Source organism: Gluconacetobacter aggeris (assembly GCF_014174395.1).
Classification (GTDB): Bacteria; Pseudomonadota; Alphaproteobacteria; order Acetobacterales; family Acetobacteraceae; genus Gluconacetobacter; species Gluconacetobacter aggeris.
Genome location: NZ_JABEQD010000002.1, coordinates 345701 through 361564, shown reverse-complemented (window position 1 = coordinate 361564; position 15864 = coordinate 345701). Strand labels below are relative to the sequence as shown.

The 15864-nt window shown below is 69.2% G+C and carries 13 protein-coding genes and 1 pseudogene; 11 read left to right on the top strand and 3 right to left on the bottom strand.

Translation table 11 applies throughout. The features are described 5' to 3' along the window. The first annotated feature begins 3 nt into the window (after positions 1–3). The 5 genes and pseudogenes from HLH36_RS04290 to HLH36_RS04270 form a co-directional block, all read left to right on the top strand. Positions 4–942: a hypothetical protein gene (locus HLH36_RS04290; protein ID WP_182985215.1), complete on the top strand. Its 939-nt coding sequence runs from the start codon at positions 4–6 to the stop codon at positions 940–942. Next, complete coding sequence (locus HLH36_RS04285; RefSeq protein WP_182985214.1) at positions 942–1496, top strand: hypothetical protein; 555 nt, start codon at positions 942–944, stop codon at positions 1494–1496. Before HLH36_RS04290 ends, HLH36_RS04285 begins: the two co-directional genes overlap by 1 nt. After that, entirely contained in the window at positions 1493–2659 is a 1167-nt protein-coding gene (locus HLH36_RS04280; RefSeq protein ID WP_338030389.1) for a hypothetical protein, read from the top strand. Before HLH36_RS04285 ends, HLH36_RS04280 begins: the two co-directional genes overlap by 4 nt. After that, on the top strand, positions 2656–4164 hold the full coding sequence (locus tag HLH36_RS04275; protein WP_182985377.1) for an NADH-quinone oxidoreductase subunit D-related protein: 1509 nt from the start codon (positions 2656–2658) through the stop codon (positions 4162–4164). The genes HLH36_RS04280 and HLH36_RS04275 overlap by 4 nt, the downstream gene beginning before the upstream one ends. A gap of 11 nt (positions 4165–4175) precedes the next feature. Next, a pseudogene (locus tag HLH36_RS04270) lies at positions 4176–4616 on the top strand (NADH-quinone oxidoreductase subunit B family protein); the annotation flags it as partial. On the opposite strand, the gene HLH36_RS04265 reads toward HLH36_RS04270, so the two are convergent. From HLH36_RS04265 to HLH36_RS04255, 3 genes are all read right to left on the bottom strand, one after another. Next, positions 4508–5482 (bottom strand): CDP-alcohol phosphatidyltransferase family protein, encoded by a 975-nt coding sequence (locus HLH36_RS04265; RefSeq protein ID WP_246376416.1) that lies wholly within the window; start codon positions 5480–5482, stop codon positions 4508–4510. The pseudogene HLH36_RS04270 and the gene HLH36_RS04265 overlap by 109 nt on opposite strands. 5 nt (positions 5483–5487) lie before the next feature. Next, positions 5488–6165: a phosphatidylserine decarboxylase gene (locus HLH36_RS04260; RefSeq protein WP_246376415.1), complete on the bottom strand. Its 678-nt coding sequence runs from the start codon at positions 6163–6165 to the stop codon at positions 5488–5490. 84 nt (positions 6166–6249) lie between these two features. Next, entirely contained in the window at positions 6250–6975 is a 726-nt protein-coding gene (locus HLH36_RS04255; protein ID WP_182985212.1) for a methyltransferase domain-containing protein, read from the bottom strand. 72 nt (positions 6976–7047) lie between these two features. On the opposite strand from HLH36_RS04255, the gene gloB reads away from it, so the two are divergent. The 6 genes from gloB to HLH36_RS04225 all read left to right on the top strand — a co-directional run bounded on the left by gloB (position 7048) and on the right by HLH36_RS04225 (position 15857). Next, complete coding sequence (gene gloB / locus HLH36_RS04250) at positions 7048–7776, top strand: hydroxyacylglutathione hydrolase (RefSeq protein WP_182985211.1); 729 nt, start codon at positions 7048–7050, stop codon at positions 7774–7776. A 606-nt stretch (positions 7777–8382) separates the two neighbouring features. Further along, complete coding sequence (locus HLH36_RS04245; RefSeq protein ID WP_182985210.1) at positions 8383–9999, top strand: 4Fe-4S dicluster domain-containing protein; 1617 nt, start codon at positions 8383–8385, stop codon at positions 9997–9999. A 9-nt stretch (positions 10000–10008) separates the two neighbouring features. Further along, entirely contained in the window at positions 10009–12276 is a 2268-nt protein-coding gene (locus HLH36_RS04240) for a 3-hydroxyacyl-CoA dehydrogenase/enoyl-CoA hydratase family protein (RefSeq protein WP_338030388.1), read from the top strand. 48 nt (positions 12277–12324) lie between these two features. Then, positions 12325–14094 (top strand): acyl-CoA dehydrogenase C-terminal domain-containing protein, encoded by a 1770-nt coding sequence (locus HLH36_RS04235; RefSeq protein WP_182985208.1) that lies wholly within the window; start codon positions 12325–12327, stop codon positions 14092–14094. Between the two features lie 39 nt (positions 14095–14133). Then, positions 14134–14883, top strand: a complete 750-nt coding sequence (locus HLH36_RS04230) for an electron transfer flavoprotein subunit beta/FixA family protein (protein ID WP_182985207.1) — start codon at positions 14134–14136, stop codon at positions 14881–14883. A gap of 38 nt (positions 14884–14921) precedes the next feature. Continuing rightward, positions 14922–15857 (top strand): electron transfer flavoprotein subunit alpha/FixB family protein, encoded by a 936-nt coding sequence (locus tag HLH36_RS04225; RefSeq protein WP_182985206.1) that lies wholly within the window; start codon positions 14922–14924, stop codon positions 15855–15857. The last annotated feature ends 7 nt before the right edge of the window (positions 15858–15864 follow it).

The following is a 15864-nucleotide window of genomic DNA, read 5'->3' as shown; positions in this document are numbered from 1 at the left end:
GCGATGATGTCGGCAGGGATCGTGGGATGCGTGCTGCTGGCGGTGCATCTGGTGCTGATGGTCGCCTGTGCGCCGCTGGCACGGGGGCTGCTGGCGGCCGGCATGGCCTGGGCGGGCGGTGCCGAGCGTGTCCCGGTGCTGACGCGCTGGCGGCTGATCCGGTCCTGCGCGCGCCGGCATGGGGTGCGCGCTGCCGGCGTGGCCGAGATTGCGCCGGCGATGGCGCTGGCAACCGCGCTGGCCGCCTGTGCGCTGGTGCCGTCCTTCGTGCTCGGTCTGCCGGGAGGCGGGCTTTCGGACCTGCTGACGGTCTCGGGGCTGCTGGTCCTGGCGCGCCTGCTGCCATTGCTGGCGGCGTTGGCGCCGGGCGGCGCACGGGCCGGATTGGCGTCGGCCGGAGGTGTGGGCGCCCTGGCGGCGATGCAGGCGGTCTTTCCGCTGGCGGTGGCGGCGGCGGTCATGGCGACCGGGCATGGGGGGATCGATGCCCTGCTGGGGCGGCTGCGCGACCCCGATCCGGGGGGCGGGCGGGTGTCGGCGATGTTGCTGGCCGTCGCCCTGCTGCTGGCCGGGCCGGATATCGGCCCCGGCGATGAGGCGCGCGCGGCGGACATGATGGTCGATCTGGGCGGACGCGGCCGTGCTGCCATGGAACTGGCGCGGGATCTGGGGCTGATCGCCTGGGTTACGCTGGCGGGGGATCTGGCCTGGCCGGGTGGGCTGGCGATGCCGGAGGCCGGGGCGCAGTTGCCGGCGGCCGCGTCGCTGCCCGGCGCCGTCGTGGCGTGGCTGGCGCGGACGGGGGGGATCTGTGCCGGCATCGTCGCCGCGCGGGTGGTCGTGATGGGCTCGGCGCGCGCGGTGCGCGGCCGGCTGGTGCTGGCGCTGCTGTTCGCGGCGCTGGCGGTCGTGGTGCTGTTCGCGGATCAGGAGGTCGCGTGATGGGGTCGCCGCTTCCCGGCCTGCTGATTGCCGCCTCGGTCGTGCTGTCGGGCCTGCGCTGGGCGTTGCCCTGGCAGGCCGGGCTGGTGGTGCTGACATTGCTGGCGGCGGCGCTGGATGTCGAGGCACCGGTGCGTCCCTGTCTGGCGGCCCTGTTCGTGGTGGCGGGGACGGCGCCGCTGGTCTGGGGGCTGGCGCGGCTGGAGGATCGGCCGCCGGTGCCGGCGGAGCGGATATCAGGAGTGGGCGGTGGCCTGATGCTGACGATCCTGGCGGTTCTGGCGGTGCCGCGCGGCCTGATCGACGTCGTGACGCGGCCGGACCTGATTGCGGCGCTGGTGGCCATTCTGTGCGGTGTGCTGGCTGCCGCGGTCCGCCGTTCGGTGGTGGGGCAGTGCGCGGGGCTGGCGGCGGCCCTGAACGGATTGATGCTGCTCGCCGGCCTGGCCGGGCGGGGCGCGGTGCTGGCGGGGGCTGTGGCATTGCAGGCGGCGCTGCTGGTGGTGGCCTTTGTCTGCCTGCGCCGGATCGCCTGGGGGCGGGAGTTGACGTGAGCATTCCGCCTGTTTCGCTGCCGGTGCTGATGCCGCTGGCGCTGTGCTGGCCGTTCCTGTCGATGGGGGTGCTGGCGGCCTGCTCGCCGGCCTCGGCGCGCGCGGCGGGGGTGGGGCTGTCGGCGGTCGGGCTGGGGCTGGCTGCCCTGGCGGTGGCGTTGCGGAGCGTCTGGCCGGGGACGCCCTTTGCCGCGCCGCCCGGCGCGTTGGGACTTCTGCTGCCGCTGCCGCTGCTGGCGCTGTTCCTGGCCTGTCTGTCGGCCGACATGGCGCCGGGACGGCGGGGGGCGGGCGTGCTGATGCATGGGCTGGCCGGTGGCGCGGCCGTTGCCACCGCCTGCGCCGATCCGCTGTCGGGCGCGGTCGCGGTTGGCGGGGTGGCGATGCTGGTGGCGCTGGCGACCGCCGTGACGCGTGGCGCGGCACGGGCGGGGTGGGATCTTTTTCGCCTCAGCCTGTCCGGCATCCTGCTGGCCGTGCCCGGTGCCGCGCTGCTGGCGGCGTCCGACGCGGCGGGACGGCTGGAGGGGCTGGGGGGGCTGTTGCTGACGGTCGGGCTGGGGACTGTCGCGGGGCTGGGGCCTGCCGCCCCGGTCGTGCTGGCGGCCGGGGATGCGGTGGCGCCCATGGCCCTGGCGCCGGTCATGACCGCGATCCCGGTGCTGCGTCATCTGGCGCAGGGCCAGGACCGGATGGGGGTGATGGCGCTGGGGCTGGTGACGCTGTGGCTGATGGCGCTTTCCATCCGCGTGGCGCCCCCGGAGCGGCGGGGCCGGCTGTCGGTCGGGTTGATGATCGGCCTGGCGGCGGTAGCGGCCGGAGCGGGTGATGGTGCCGGTCTGGCGGGGTTGGTGGCGCTGCTGCTGTCGGTCGCGCTGATGGGGCCGCTGGCGCGGCAGGCGGGGCCCGACCGGCATGGGCCGTGGGATGGGAGCCTTGCGCCCTTGGTCCATTCGCCGTTTCTGCCGTTCGGGGGGCTGGTGCTGACGCTGGTTGCGCTGTGCGATGCCGCACCGATGCTGGTGCTGCCGGTGGCGGTCGGGGTGGTGGTCGGCAGTCCGCTGCCCGTCGGTGGCGCGGTCCGGATGGGCTGGCTAGGACGGGGCGTGACCGCCGTGCTGCTGGGCGGCCTGGCGGTGCTGGTGCTGCGAGGGTGGCGATGATCCGCGCCGAGCCCTATCCGGCCCCGCGTACGGCCGCCGCGCTGATCCGGCGCGGGGAGGCTGAAGCCGGCGGCTGGCGCTTCCGGCTGGAGGAGGAAGGCTGGCACGATCTGGCCGAGGCGCTGCGGCATGACCCGCTGCCGTTCGTGACCCTGTGGGCCAATGGGCGGGATGTGCATGCCCTGTTCCTGGAGGGGGGCGAGCGCCCGCTGGTGGCGAGCGTCGAACCCTATGGCGGGCGCTATCTGGGCCTGTCCCCGGCGCGTCCGGCGGCGGCACCGTTCGAGCGTTGCGTGCAGGATCTGTGGGGGTTTTCGGCGATGGAGGCGCGGGATGTGCGTCCATGGCTGGACCATGGGCTGTGGACCGCGACCTGGCCGCTGAGTGCGCGTCCGGGGCCGGCTGCCTGGCCGCCCGACCCGCCGGATTTTCGGCCGGTGCCGGGCGAATGCATGATCCTGGGCAGCGGGCCGGCCGATGGCGGGCACCATGCGCCGGCCCATCTGCGTCTGGCGGTGGATGGCGGGGGCGTGGTCGGACAGGCGGAATGGCGGCTGGGCTATGCGCATCGTGGGGTGGTGGCCCGGCTGGCGGGGCTGGATGCCGATGGTGCGGTGCGGTTGGCCGGGCGGGCCGTCGCCGGGGCGTCGGTCGCCCATCAATCGGCGCTGTGCCGGGCGATCGAGGCGGCGACGGGGCAGACTGCCGATGCCGCCACCGTGCGTACGCGCGTGCTGCTGGCGGAAATCGAGCGGGCGGCGACGCATCTGCATGATCTGTCGCGCGTGGCGCGGGCGGCCGGAGGGGCGACCCTGGCGGCGGAATGCGAGCGGCTGCGCGAGGCGATCCTGGAGCAGTGCGGCCGGATCGGTGGCCATCGGCTGCTGATGGATCGGGTTTGCCCCGGAGGGGCGGGCGATCCGGCGATGGATGACGTGGCCGTTGCCATCGGCGGCCGGGTGGCGGACCTGCTGGAGGCCGGCCGGGCCGCGCTGGTGCGTTGTCGGGGGTGGCCGGGGCTGGAGGCGCGCATTGCCGGCGTGGGCGTGCTGGACCAGTCGGCGGCGCGGGCGCTGGGCGTGGGGGGCGTCGTGGGCCGGGCGTCGGCGCGCGAGGAGGATCTGCGGCGGCTGGTGCCGGGCTATCGGCGCGAATGGCTGGATAGCGGCGTGCGGCGCGGTGGCGATGTGGCGGCGCGCATCGACCTGCGGCTGACGGAGCTGGGCGGCGTCGCGCGGTTGCTGCGGGCGGCGGCCGGCAGCATGCCGGATGCCGGGTGGAGGCAGCAGGCTGTCGGTGAGGGTGTCGGCTTTGCCGAGGGGCCGCGCGGCGCGGTGTGGTATTGGGTTCGTATGGTCGATGGCCGTGTTGCGGCGGCGCATGCGTGCGACCCCGCGCTGGCCCAGGCCTGTGCGCTGGAGCATGTGCTGGCCGGGGCGCAGGCCGAGGATGTGGGGATGATCGTGCGCTCGTTCGGCCTCTCGGCCGCGGGCGCGGACCTGTAGGGAGGCGATTCTTGGCGCTGCTGCGTGCGATTCTGGCGCGGGGAGTCCGGCCTGCCATCCGCCTGCCGGCCGTGGGGCCGATGGCGGTGTTTCACGTGGATACAGGCGGGTGCGAGGGATGCGCGATGGAGGTCTCGGCGCTGGACGGGGCGGCCTATGCGCTGCCGGCGACGGGCCTGCGTTTCGTGACGACGCCGCGCCTGGCCGATGTGCTGCTGGTGACCGGGCCGCTGACCCGCGCCATGGCCCCGGTGCTGGAGGCGGCATGGCATGCCATGCCCGATCCGCGGGCGCTGGTGGCGGTTGGGGCCTGCGCGATCGATGGCGGCCCGTTCGGGGAGAATTATGCCGTTCTGGGCGGGTTGGAGGGCCGGGCGCCGCTGGATGCGTCGATCCCCGGCTGTCCGCCTTCGCCGGCTTCCATCGTCGCCGGGCTGGCGGCGTTGCTGGGGGCCTCCGGATTGTCTTCCTCGGCCTGAAGGGCCAGGGCCTCCTGCTTCAGGCGGTGGAAGCTGCGGCGGCTGAGGGGCAGCAGGGCGATATAGATCACGCCTGCGGCAGCCAGCGCGCCCCACGGGTCGGCGACCAGGACGGCGGCATAGGCGCCGGTGCCCAGCATCAGCGGCAGCACATAGGCCGACGGGACCTTGAAATTCTTGAACGACCAGACGGGCAGCGTGGAGACCAGCAGGAACGCGGTGCCGCTGAGCGTCAGCGCCGGCAGGAGCGGCAGGCGGGTCAGCTCATAGACCTGGTTCCAGCCCAGCTTGTGGGCCTCCAGCCCCAGGAACAGGGGAAACATCGCCAGTCCCGCCCCGGCGGGGGCCGGGACGCCGGTGAAGAAATTGCTGGCGTATTTGGGCTTTTCGGTATCGTCCAGGCTGGCGTTGAAGCGCGCCAGGCGCAGCGCCATGCAGACCGTGAACATGATGCAGGGCAGGTAGCCGTAGCGCCCGGCATCGCGCAGTGCCCACAGATACAGCACGAAGCCGGGCGCCACGCCGAAGCACAGGAAATCGGACAGGCTGTCGAATTCCGCGCCGAAGCGGCTGGTGCCGCGCAGCAGGCGGGCGATGCGCCCGTCCAGCCCGTCGATGCAGGCGGCGATCAGCAGGGCCACCGCCGCGTCGCCGAACCGTCCGTCGAGCGCGAAGCGCATGCCCGTCAGCCCCGCGCACAGGCCCAGCATCGTCATGATGTTGGGGATCAGCCGGTTGAAGGACGGGCCGCGAACGCGGGGCCGTCGTCTGCGAATCAGCCGGCGCCGCCGCCGCGGCGTGGCCGGGGCGGAGGAGGGGGGCGTGTCGGGCAGGGCCATCGGGGTCAGAGACGCGCCATGACCGTTTCGCCGCCGATCATGGTCTGGCCGGTCGAGACCAGCGGTTCCACGCCCGGCGGCAGGTACAGGTCGGTGCGCGAGCCGAAGCGGATCAGGCCGAAGCGCTCGCCGGCCTCATAGGTCATGCCTTCCTCGGCATCGCACAGGATGCGCCGGGCGATCAGGCCCGCGATCTGCACCACCGCCAGGTTGCGCCCGTCTTCCAGCGTCAGGCGCAGGGCATTGCGTTCGTTGAGGTCGGACGCCTTGTCCAGGCTGGCGTTGAGGAACTGGCCGGGATGGTAGGCTACGCGCGTCACGGTTCCGGCGGCGGGCATGCGGTTCACATGCACGTCCAGCACCGACAGGAAGGTGGCGATGCGCCAGACCGGCGCGTCGCCCATGTCGAGCGACGCGGGGGGGGAGACCTTTTCCACCGACACCACGCGGCCATCGGCGGGGGCTACCGCCAGATGCGGGTCGGCCGGCGGCACGCGCTCCGGATCGCGGAAGAAATAGAGGCAGAAGCCGAAGAACAGCCCCGCCGCGTGGCTGAGCCAGCGGGCCGGGCGCCAGGGCAGCAGCCGGGCTGCCAGCGCGGTGGCACCCGACGCCAGGAGGAAGGGACGGGCGGCCGGATGCGGTCGCGCGAGGACGAGCTTGATGGACTGGATCAGGGACATGGACCGAGCTTCATGGGGTTTGCGGGGGAATGGGTCAAGCGTGGCGCCGGTGCGACGCCAGTGTGGCATGGATCGGGGGGGCGGTCAGCCGGGTTCGTAGATCCGTCGGGGCGCGCGGATCAGGGCCGGCGCGCTCAGGGCCGGGACGCCGGAATAGACGTCCTTGACCGCTTCGATGACGAAGACGCCGCCCAGTTGCGGCAGCAGCATGTGGCCGGCAGTTTCGGCCAGCGCGCCGGGGCGCCGGTGCCCGGCCCCGGGCGGAGGCATGAACAGTGCGCCGTCATGCCGTTCGGCGCGCAGGAAGGCCTGCGACAGGCGTCGCGCGATCTGGCGGGCGGAAAAGGGCTCGCCCTGGCCGAAGGGCGTGCCGTCGGAATGCGCCCACCAGCCGGCGCGGTTGGGCACGACCAGCAGCAGGCGGCCATGATCCTTCATGACCTTCCATACCGAGCGGACGAGTGCGTCGGGTCGCTGGGTGATTTCCAGCGCGTGGACCAGCAGCACCCGGTCGAAGGACAGGTCGGGGAAGGGCAGGCGGTCTTCGGCCACCAGGCAGTCGCGCATGCCCTCCGGCGTGAAGGGGGGGGCGTCGCGGGTGACGGGCGTGTCCATCCGCGCCGAGATGCAGGGCGCGCCGTCCGGCCGGGTCCAGAGCTGGAGGAAGGGCAGCGTGTAGCCCAGCCCCAATATCCGGTCGTTGCCGGTGTGGGGCCAGAATGCATGCAGGCGATGCCGCAGCAGCCGGGCGGTGTTCTCGCCCGCGCGGCCGGCATAGAATCTGGCTGCGGTGCAGATATCGTCTTGCATCAGGCCAGATTAGCACAAACTGTTGGAGAATGCCGGACCGCCCTGGAGCCGCGTACGAGACGGAGAGAGATCATGGTGCTTGCCATCCACCCGGTGCCGATCCTGGCCGACAATTACGCCTGGCTGCTGCGTGACGAGGAAAGCGGCGCCACGGCGCTGGTCGATCCGGCCGAGGAGGCCCCCCTGGTCGCGGCGGTGGAGCAGGCCGGCGGCCGGCTGGACCAGATTTTCCTGACGCATCATCATGCCGATCATGTGGCGGCGACCGATGCCCTGCGCAAGCGCTACGGTGCGATTGTGACCGGGGCGGCGGCCGATGCCTACCGGCTGCCGATGCTGGACCAGGCGGTGAATGACGGCGACGGCGTGACGCTGGGCGGGGCCATCGGCACCGTGATGGAGACGCCGGGCCATACGCGCGGGCATATTGCCTATTATTTTCCGCTGACCCCGGCGCTGTTCTGTGGCGACACGCTGTTCAGCCTGGGTTGCGGGCGGCTGTTCGAAGGCTCGGCGGAGGAGATGTTCCAGTCCCTGCGCCGGATCGCCGCCCTGCCGGATGCGACGCTGGTCTGCTGCGGGCATGAATATACGCAGTCCAACGCGCGCTTCGCGCTGGCGGTCGATCCCGACAATGGGGCGTTGCGCGAACGCGCGGCCGAGATCGAGAGAATGCGGGCCGAAGGGCGGCCCACCGTGCCGGTGCGGCTGGGGCTGGAAAAGCGCACCAATCCGTTCCTGCGTGCGCCCGACGCGGCGGCCTTCGCGCGGCTGCGGCGGGAGAAGGATGGTTTTCGTTGAAGGCTGGGTGCGGACGCGCGTTGGTGGCGATCCCGACGCGCCTCGGCCGGTTTCCGATGTCGGGCATGGCTGCCTACATCAGCCGATCTTGCGTGATGTGTTGCCCGGCCGGGCGCGCGCTCGCCGCTGAGGGGCGTGCGTTCGACCGGCCTCGGATGGCGCGCTGCGGCCCCCCGCGTTCCGCGCATGAGCGGTTCGACCGCGCGGGGAGCGATTGAGAAGCCTTTCCATCGCATCTTTCGCAAGTCTCTCCGTGGTCGTAATGAATTGAAAATCTTATGTGAAATAAATAAGAATATCTGAATTGATCTGTTCTGGCGCAGGCGTATTTCCAAACAGGCGTCTCAGACGCTCTGCCGTTCGTTCCGCGCACCGCATCATACATCTGTGATCGTCCTTGCCTATTTTGGACCTCGACAAAGCATGAAACCGGTATCTACACATTGCCCAACAAGTGTTTGGTAGTTTCGGTGGCGGATGCAGGCGGACGAATCGGCTCAGCCGCCTGGTTAACCCGGGCGTGCGGTGTTTTCCGGTTCGTCCTGTTTCGGACCCACATTGGGCAAGGGGATACAGGTGCTGGGGCATCGTGAGGATCGAGAGGTCGTGACATGCGACGTCGTGATCGTTGGGGCAGGTCCCGCGGGTCTGGCCGCGGCGATCCGACTCAGGCAACGGGTACCGGGGCTCCAGGTCATCGTGGTGGAGAAAGGTGCTGAAACCGGCGCCCATATCCTCTCCGGCGTGGTCATGGACCCTGTCGGTCTGGACGCCCTGCTGCCGGATTGGCGGGACGATGGCGATCGCCCGCTTCGGCAAGAGGTGTCAGAGGATCGATTTGCCTTCCTGACGCGGAGTCGGGCTTTTTCCGTGCCGGAAATCCTGTTTCCCGCGCGCATGAGCAACAGGGGATGTTTCGTCGGGTCGCTGGGAGAGGTGACGCGCTATCTGGCGGCTCGGGCGGAAGAGCTTGGCGTCGAGATCTATACCGGCTTCCCGGCGGTCGAGATCCTTTACGACGATACCGGCCGCGTCGAGGGGATTGCCACCGGTGACATGGGAATCGGCAGGGATGGCAAGCCTGGCGCATCATTCACGCCGGGCATGGAACTTCGGTCACGCTATACCCTGTTTGCCGAAGGTGCGCGTGGCTCGCTGAGCAAGCAGGTCATTGCCCGCCATGGGCTGGATCGTGACGCCGGGTTCCAGAAATATGGCATCGGGATCAAGGAAGTGTGGGAGGTGGCGCCGGGGAAATGCCATCCTGGCCTGATCCGGCACACTGTGGGCTGGCCGCTGGACCGGCATACTGGCGGCGGTTCCTTCGTCTATCACGGCGCGGATAGCCTGGTGACGGTGGGCTTTGTCGTCCATCTGGACTATGCCAACCCGACGCTGTCGCCGTTCGACGAGTTCCAGCGTTTCAAGACGCATCCGTCCATGCGCGATCTGCTGGCCGGCGGGCGCCGGGTCGCCTATGGCGCACGTGCCCTGACCGAAGGCGGTTGGCAGGCGGTGCCCCGTGTGACCTTTCCGGGTGGGGCGCTGATCGGCTGCGCGGCGGGCTTCATGAATGTTGCCCGCATCAAGGGATCGCACAATGCCATCCTCTCCGGCATGCAGGCGGCCGACGCGATTGTCGCGGCCCCTGACCTGATCGAGCCGCGATCCTATGAGAGTGGCTGGCGTACGTCGCCGATCGGCCGCGATCTCTATCCCGTCCGCAACGTCAAGCCGCTCTGGTCGCGCTTCGGTCTGGCGGGGCTTGTCCTCGGCGGACTGGACATGTGGGCCCATGCGCTTGCGGGGATGTCGGTCATGGGGACGCTGCGCCATCGCAAGGCCGACCATGCCAGCCTGCGTCCCCTCGCCGAGGTTACGCCGATCGCCTATCCGAATCCGGACGGAGTGCTGACGTTCGACCGATTGTCCTCGGTGTATCTATCGGGTGTGAATCACGAAGAAAACCAGCCCTGCCATCTGCGCCTGGCCGATCCGTTGCTTCCGGTCCGCGAGAACTTGCCCCGCTTTGGCGAGCCGGCCCGGCTTTATTGTCCGGCCGGCGTCTATGAGGTTGCCGTTGCATCGGACGGGACGCCTTCCTTCGTGATCAACGCGCAGAACTGCGTGCATTGCAAGACCTGCGACATCAAGGATCCGGCCCAGAACATCACCTGGACGCCGCCCGAGGGCGGCGGTGGCCCCAATTACGCGAATATGTAAGGCAGATATATGAAAAATTTAGAAAAAGAAATGGAATTACGTAAATGCGCGGTCATTGGCGCTGGCACGATGGGGGCCGGGATTGCGGCGCATATGGCCAATGCCGGCGCGGAAGTCGTGCTGCTGGACCTGGATGCGGAGGTCGCTTCCCGTGCGGTGGAGCGGCAGGTCAAGGTCGGGGGCTTCATGCTGCCGGGCTTCGCGGACCGGGTGCGGACCGGCAGCACGCGCACCGACATGGCGCTGCTTGCCGATGCGGACTGGATCGTTGAGGCGGTGGCCGAGCGTCTGGAGATCAAGCGTGCCCTGTTCGCGGAGATCGCGCGCTTCAGGAAGCCGGGTTCCGTCCTGTCGTCCAATACGTCGACGATCCCGCTGCGCGAACTGGTGGAGGGCATGAATCCGGCGCTGGCCCGTGACGTGCTGATTGCCCATTTCTTCAATCCGCCCCGTCAGATGAGGCTGCTGGAACTGGTGAGCGGGCCGCGCACCGATCCCGGTACGGTGGCACGATTGAGCCGCTTCATCGATGTCGCGCTCGGCAAGAGCATCGTGGCGTGCAACGACACGCCGGGTTTCATTGCCAATCGTATCGGCTGTTTCTGGTTGGCGGCGGGGCTGGGCGAGGCCTTACGGCTGGGTATCGATGTGGAGACCGCCGACGCGGCGATGGGCAAGCCGTTCGGGCTGCCGCGCACGGGCATATTCGGCTTGTACGACCTGATCGGCATCGATCTGATGCCGGGCCTGATCCGTTCGCTCCAGGCCAATCTGCCGACTGAGGACGCCATTCAGGCCTATGACGCGGAGCCTGCGCGTGTCACCGCGATGCTGGAGCGGGGGCTGACGGGACGCAAGGGTGGCGGCGGCTTCTACCGGATGGCCGCCGGACGCGGGGGGCGGGAGGTGCTGGACCTCTCCGGTGGGGAGTATCGCGACCCACGCCCGGCGCCGGTGCTGGAGGGGGAGCCGCGCCGGCTCATGGCGGGGACCGATCTCGCGGCGCGTTATGCCTGGGCGGTGATGTCACGGACCCTGGCTTATGCGGCTTCATTGGTGCCAGAGATCGCGGATCGGCCCGATCAGGTGGATGAGGCCATGCGGCTTGGCTATGGCTGGACCTACGGGCCGTTCGAACTGATCGACCGGATCGGGGCGGAATGGCTGGCCGGCCGGCTGGCCGAGGACGGGCAGCCAGTACCCGCTCTTTTGCAGGCGGCCTCCGCCGGTGGGTTCTATCGTGTTGCGGATGGGGCGCGCGAAGTTCTGGCGCCACGGGAGTCGGGCGCGGTTCATGCGCGGCTGGAGCCGGCCGAAGGCGTCATCGCGCTGCCGGCGCTGCGTCTGACCCGGCAGCCGGTCTGGTCGAGCGAGGCGGCGTCGCTGTGGGATCTGGATGATGGCGTGGGGCTGTTTGCTTTCCATACCAAGCTGAACGTCTTCACGCCGCCGCTGATCGATGCCGTGCAACAGGTCGCGGCCGTCGTGCCGCGTTATTTCGATGCGCTGGTCGCGGGGAATGACGGGCCGGTCTTCAGTGCGGGCGCGGATCTGAAGACCATGCTGGCCTTGTCGGAAGGCAATGACCGAGCGGGGCTGGAGGCTTTCCTGCTTGCCGGGCAGCGGGCGTTCGATGCCCTGGCCTGTGCGCCGTTTCCTGTTGTTGGTGCGGTCGGCGCGCTGGCCGTGGGCGGCGGATGTGAATTCCTGCTGCATGCCCACCGGGTCGTCGCCCATGCCGAGGCGCGGATCGGGCTGGTCGAGGCGCAGGTCGGCCTGGTGCCGGGGTGGGGCGGGGTCGCGGCATGGCTGGCGCGTCACCAGGCCGCCGGACTGGAGGCGGGCGAGGCGGCCTCGGCGACGCTTCGGGCCGTAGTGCGGGGGGTGACCTGGCCGGGCGCCTTTCCTGCGCAGGAGGCCCGGTTGCTGCGGCCGGATGATCGCATCGTGATGAATGCGGACCGGTTGATCGCAGATGCGCGCGCCGTGGCGCTTGCATTGCGGCCCGGATTCCGTCCGCCCGCGGCCCCCGATCTGCATCTGCCGCCTCGGGCCGTGCTGGACGGGGTGGTTGATGATCTGACGTCCTTCCTCGCCCCGCATGACCGCGTGATCGCGCGTGCGCTGGCCGGGATTCTGTCCGGCGACGGGCGGCCGGTCAGCGCCTCGGACCTGACCGCGCGTGTGACGGAATGCTTTCTCGATCTCGCCCTTACCGAACCGACCCGCGCGCGCATGCGCCAGATGATCGCTACCGGCAAACCCCTGCGGAACTGACGCGCGGCACACCGCACAAGCACACCGCACAACAAGGAAGAACAGGACATGCCATCCTACAAGGCTCCGGTCGAGGACATGATGTTCGTGCTGAAGGATGTCCTCGGCGCCGGACAGGTCTTTGCCGAAATCCCCGCCTATGCGGAGATCGATACCGATGTGGTCGAGAACGTGCTGGAGGAAGCCGGACGTTTCTGCACCGAGATTCTCCAGCCGCTGAACATGAGCGGCGATGCCGAGGGCTGCCGTCTGGAAGGCGGCGTGGTGCGGACCCCGAAAGGCTTCGCGGAGGCCTATGCGGCGTTTTGCGATGCCGGGTGGGGCGGACTGTCGGCTTCGCCCGATCATGGCGGGCAGGGGCTGCCGCGCACGGTGCAGATCCTGGTGGACGAGATGCTGTCGGCCTCCAACCTGTCGTTCGGGCTCTTTCCCGGCCTGACGCGCGGCGCCTACGAAGCGATCGAGGCCCATGGCGACGAGGCGCTGAAGGCGCTTTACCTGCCGAAGATGATTGCCGGCACCTGGACCGGTGCGATGGCGCTGACCGAAGGCGGTGCCGGGTCCGATCTGGGCTTGTTGAAGGCAACGGCCGTGCCGCGTGGCGACGGTTCGTACACGGTCACCGGATCGAAGATCTTCATTTCCTCCGGCGATCACGACATGGCGGAAAACGTCATTCACCTGGTGCTGGCGCGGCTGCCGGATGCGCCGGCGGGAACCAGGGGCATCAGCCTGTTCCTGTGTCCGAAATATCTGGTCGATCGTGACGGGACGCCGGGTGCGCGCAATGCCATTTCGGTCGGGGCGCTGGAACACAAGATGGGCATCCATGCCCAGCCCACCTGCGTCATGAATTATGACGGCTGCCAGGGCTGGCTGGTGGGAGAGGAGCATCGCGGTCTGGCGGCGATGTTCACCATGATGAATGCCGAGCGCCTGTTCGTGGGCATGCAGGGGCTGGGCGTGGCCGATGCGTCCTACCAGACCGCCGCGACCTATGCGCGCGAACGGTTGCAGGGACGGGCGACGGATATTGCCGGCACCGCGCCGATCATCGCCCACCCGGACGTCCGGCGGATGCTCCTGTCAATGCTGTCCTTCATCGAGGCCGGGCGTGCCTTGAGCCTGTTTACGGCGCTGGAGATGGACAAGGAGAAATTTCATCCCGATCCGGACATCCGGCGCGTGTCCGGCGGACTGGTGGCGCTGCTGACGCCGGTCATCAAGGCCGCCTTGACCGATTTCGGGTTCGAGGCCGCCGTGCTGGGACAGCAGGTGCTGGGTGGCCATGGCTATATCCGCGAATGGGGGCAGGAGCAGTTCGTCCGCGATGCGCGGATCGCGATGATCTACGAAGGGACGAACGGCATCCAGGCGCAGGATCTGGTGCTGCGGAAACTGCCGTTGGACGGTGGCCGGCCTGTCCGGACGTTTCTCGGGCTGATCAGGGAGACGCTGGAACAGGCGGACGGGAGTGCCGAAGCCGCCGCGCAATGTGCGGCCCTGCGCGAGGCGCTGGCGCATCTGGAACAGGTTACGGCGCGCCTTGTCGACGGCGACCTCGCCGGATCGGACGAGCGGAATGCGGCGGCCACCGATTACCTGCGCCTGTTCGCGCTGGTCAGCTTCGGCTGGCTTTGGCTGCGCATGACCCTGGTCGTGTTGAAGAAGGGGGAGGGCGCCGACGCGCATGCGCGGCGCAAGATCGCGCTCGGCCGGTTCTTTGCCGGCCGTATCCTGCCGCAGGCGGGCGCGTTGGCGCGGCAGATCGACGCGGGGAGCGCGCCCGTCATGGCGCTGGCTGCCGGGGATTTCTGACGCGCGGCCCCGGATATGTCCCTGGGAGGGAAAGAATCCATGAAGAAGATCCTTGTTCCAGTAAAGATGGTTCTCGATTCCAATGCCCGGCCCCGGGTCCGGACGGACGAGACCGGTATCGATGTGGCCGGCATGCGGATGTCGATCAATCCGTTCTGCGAGATCGCGGTGGAGGAGGCGCTGCGTCTGAAGGAGGCGGGAGCGGCCGAGGAGGTCGTGGTCGTCTCCATCGGGCCGGCCAAGGCACAGGATACGCTGCGCCAGGCGCTGGCGATGGGTGCCGACCGGGCCATGCTGATCCAGACCGACGAGACGGTCGAGCCGCTTGCGGTGGCCAAGCTGCTATGTGCAGTCGCCAGGGAGGAAGTGCCGGACCTGGTCATCCTGGGCAAGCAGGCGATCGACGATGATTGCAACCAGACCGGCCAGATGCTGGCGGCATTGCTGGGCTGGCCTCAGGCGACGTTCGCCTCCGCCGTCCGGTTCGCGGAAAATAGGCTGCTGGTCACACGCGAAATCGATGCCGGGCTGCAGACGCTGTCGCTGCCGCTGCCGGCGGTCGTCACCACGGATCTGCGCCTGAACGAGCCCCGGCATTGCGCGCTGCCCAATATCATGAAGGCCCGCAAGAAGTCGCTGACGGTCTGCGTGCCTGCCGATTACGGCATCGATATCGGCCGGCGTCTGAAGATCGTGGCGGTGCGGCCGCCCGCCGGGCGCAAGCCGGGCATCAGGGTGGCGACGGCATCCGAACTGGTCAGCGACCTGCGCGCGGCGGGCCTTGTCTGACTTTTCTCTTTTAAAATCGCCAGATTCTGGAGATCAGCATGACGACACTTCTTGTCGCGGACCATGATAACCGCGTGCTGTCCGATGCCACAGCCCGCGCCCTGACCGCGCTGTGCGCGCTCGACGATGCGGTGCATGTCCTGGTTGCCGGCCACCAGGCCAGGCCGGTAGCCGAACAGGTCGCGAAACTCCATGGGACGGGGCGGGTGATCCTGGTGGACGACGCGGCATTCGCGCATGGGCTGGCCGAGCCGCTCGCCGCGCTTATCCTGTCGCTGGCCGCGGATTATCGGGTGATTGCCGCGCCGGCGACCTCAGGCGGTAAGGATGTGCTGCCGCGCGTGGCGGCGCTGCTCGACGTCATGCAGATTTCCGACGTGGTGCGGGTCGTCTCGCCGGACACGTTCGAGCGGCCGATCTATGCCGGAAACGCGATCGCCGTGGTGCAGAGCACGGACGAAAAAAAGCTGCTGACGATCCGGACGTCCGCTTTCGCCGCCGCCGGGACGATCGCGGTTGCCGTGCCGATCGAGGAGGTAGTGCCCCCTCAGGGGGTGTGGCTCGCACGGTTCGAGGGCGAGACGCTGAGCAGCAGCGACCGGCCGGATCTGGCATCGGCGCGGATCGTCGTTTCCGGGGGGCGGGCGCTGGGGTCGGCCGAGAAATTCCAGGAGATTATCGGCCCTCTTGCGGAACGGCTGCATGCCGCCATCGGCGCGTCGCGCGCGGCGGTCGATGCCGGGTACGCCCCCAATGACCTGCAGGTGGGGCAGACTGGTAAGGTCGTGGCGCCCGATCTTTATATCGCGCTCGGCATCTCCGGGGCCATCCAGCACCTCGCCGGCATGAAGGATTCCAAGATTATCGTTGCGATCAACAAGGATGAAGATGCGCCGATCTTCCAGGTGGCCGATTACGGCATCGTCGGCGATCTGTTCGAGATCGTTCCCGAACTGGAAAAGGCGCTTGGCTGACCGCTCG

What these genes read in the sequence shown, in the direction of transcription:
- HLH36_RS04290 (WP_182985215.1), top strand. Translation starts at nt 4, where the DNA reads ATGATGTCGGCAGGGATCGTGGGATGCGTGCTGCTGGCGGTGCATCTG.
- HLH36_RS04285 (WP_182985214.1), top strand. Translation starts at nt 942, where the DNA reads ATGGGGTCGCCGCTTCCCGGCCTGCTGATTGCCGCCTCGGTCGTGCTG.
- HLH36_RS04275 (WP_182985377.1), top strand. Translation starts at nt 2,656, where the DNA reads ATGATCCGCGCCGAGCCCTATCCGGCCCCGCGTACGGCCGCCGCGCTG.
- HLH36_RS04265 (WP_246376416.1), bottom strand. Translation starts at nt 5,482, where the DNA reads ATGGCCCTGCCCGACACGCCCCCCTCCTCCGCCCCGGCCACGCCGCGG.
- HLH36_RS04260 (WP_246376415.1), bottom strand. Translation starts at nt 6,165, where the DNA reads ATGTCCCTGATCCAGTCCATCAAGCTCGTCCTCGCGCGACCGCATCCG.
- HLH36_RS04255 (WP_182985212.1), bottom strand. Translation starts at nt 6,975, where the DNA reads ATGCAAGACGATATCTGCACCGCAGCCAGATTCTATGCCGGCCGCGCG.
- gloB (WP_182985211.1), top strand. Translation starts at nt 7,048, where the DNA reads ATGGTGCTTGCCATCCACCCGGTGCCGATCCTGGCCGACAATTACGCC.
- HLH36_RS04240 (WP_338030388.1), top strand. Translation starts at nt 10,009, where the DNA reads ATGAAAAATTTAGAAAAAGAAATGGAATTACGTAAATGCGCGGTCATT.
- HLH36_RS04235 (WP_182985208.1), top strand. Translation starts at nt 12,325, where the DNA reads ATGCCATCCTACAAGGCTCCGGTCGAGGACATGATGTTCGTGCTGAAG.
- HLH36_RS04230 (WP_182985207.1), top strand. Translation starts at nt 14,134, where the DNA reads ATGAAGAAGATCCTTGTTCCAGTAAAGATGGTTCTCGATTCCAATGCC.
- HLH36_RS04225 (WP_182985206.1), top strand. Translation starts at nt 14,922, where the DNA reads ATGACGACACTTCTTGTCGCGGACCATGATAACCGCGTGCTGTCCGAT.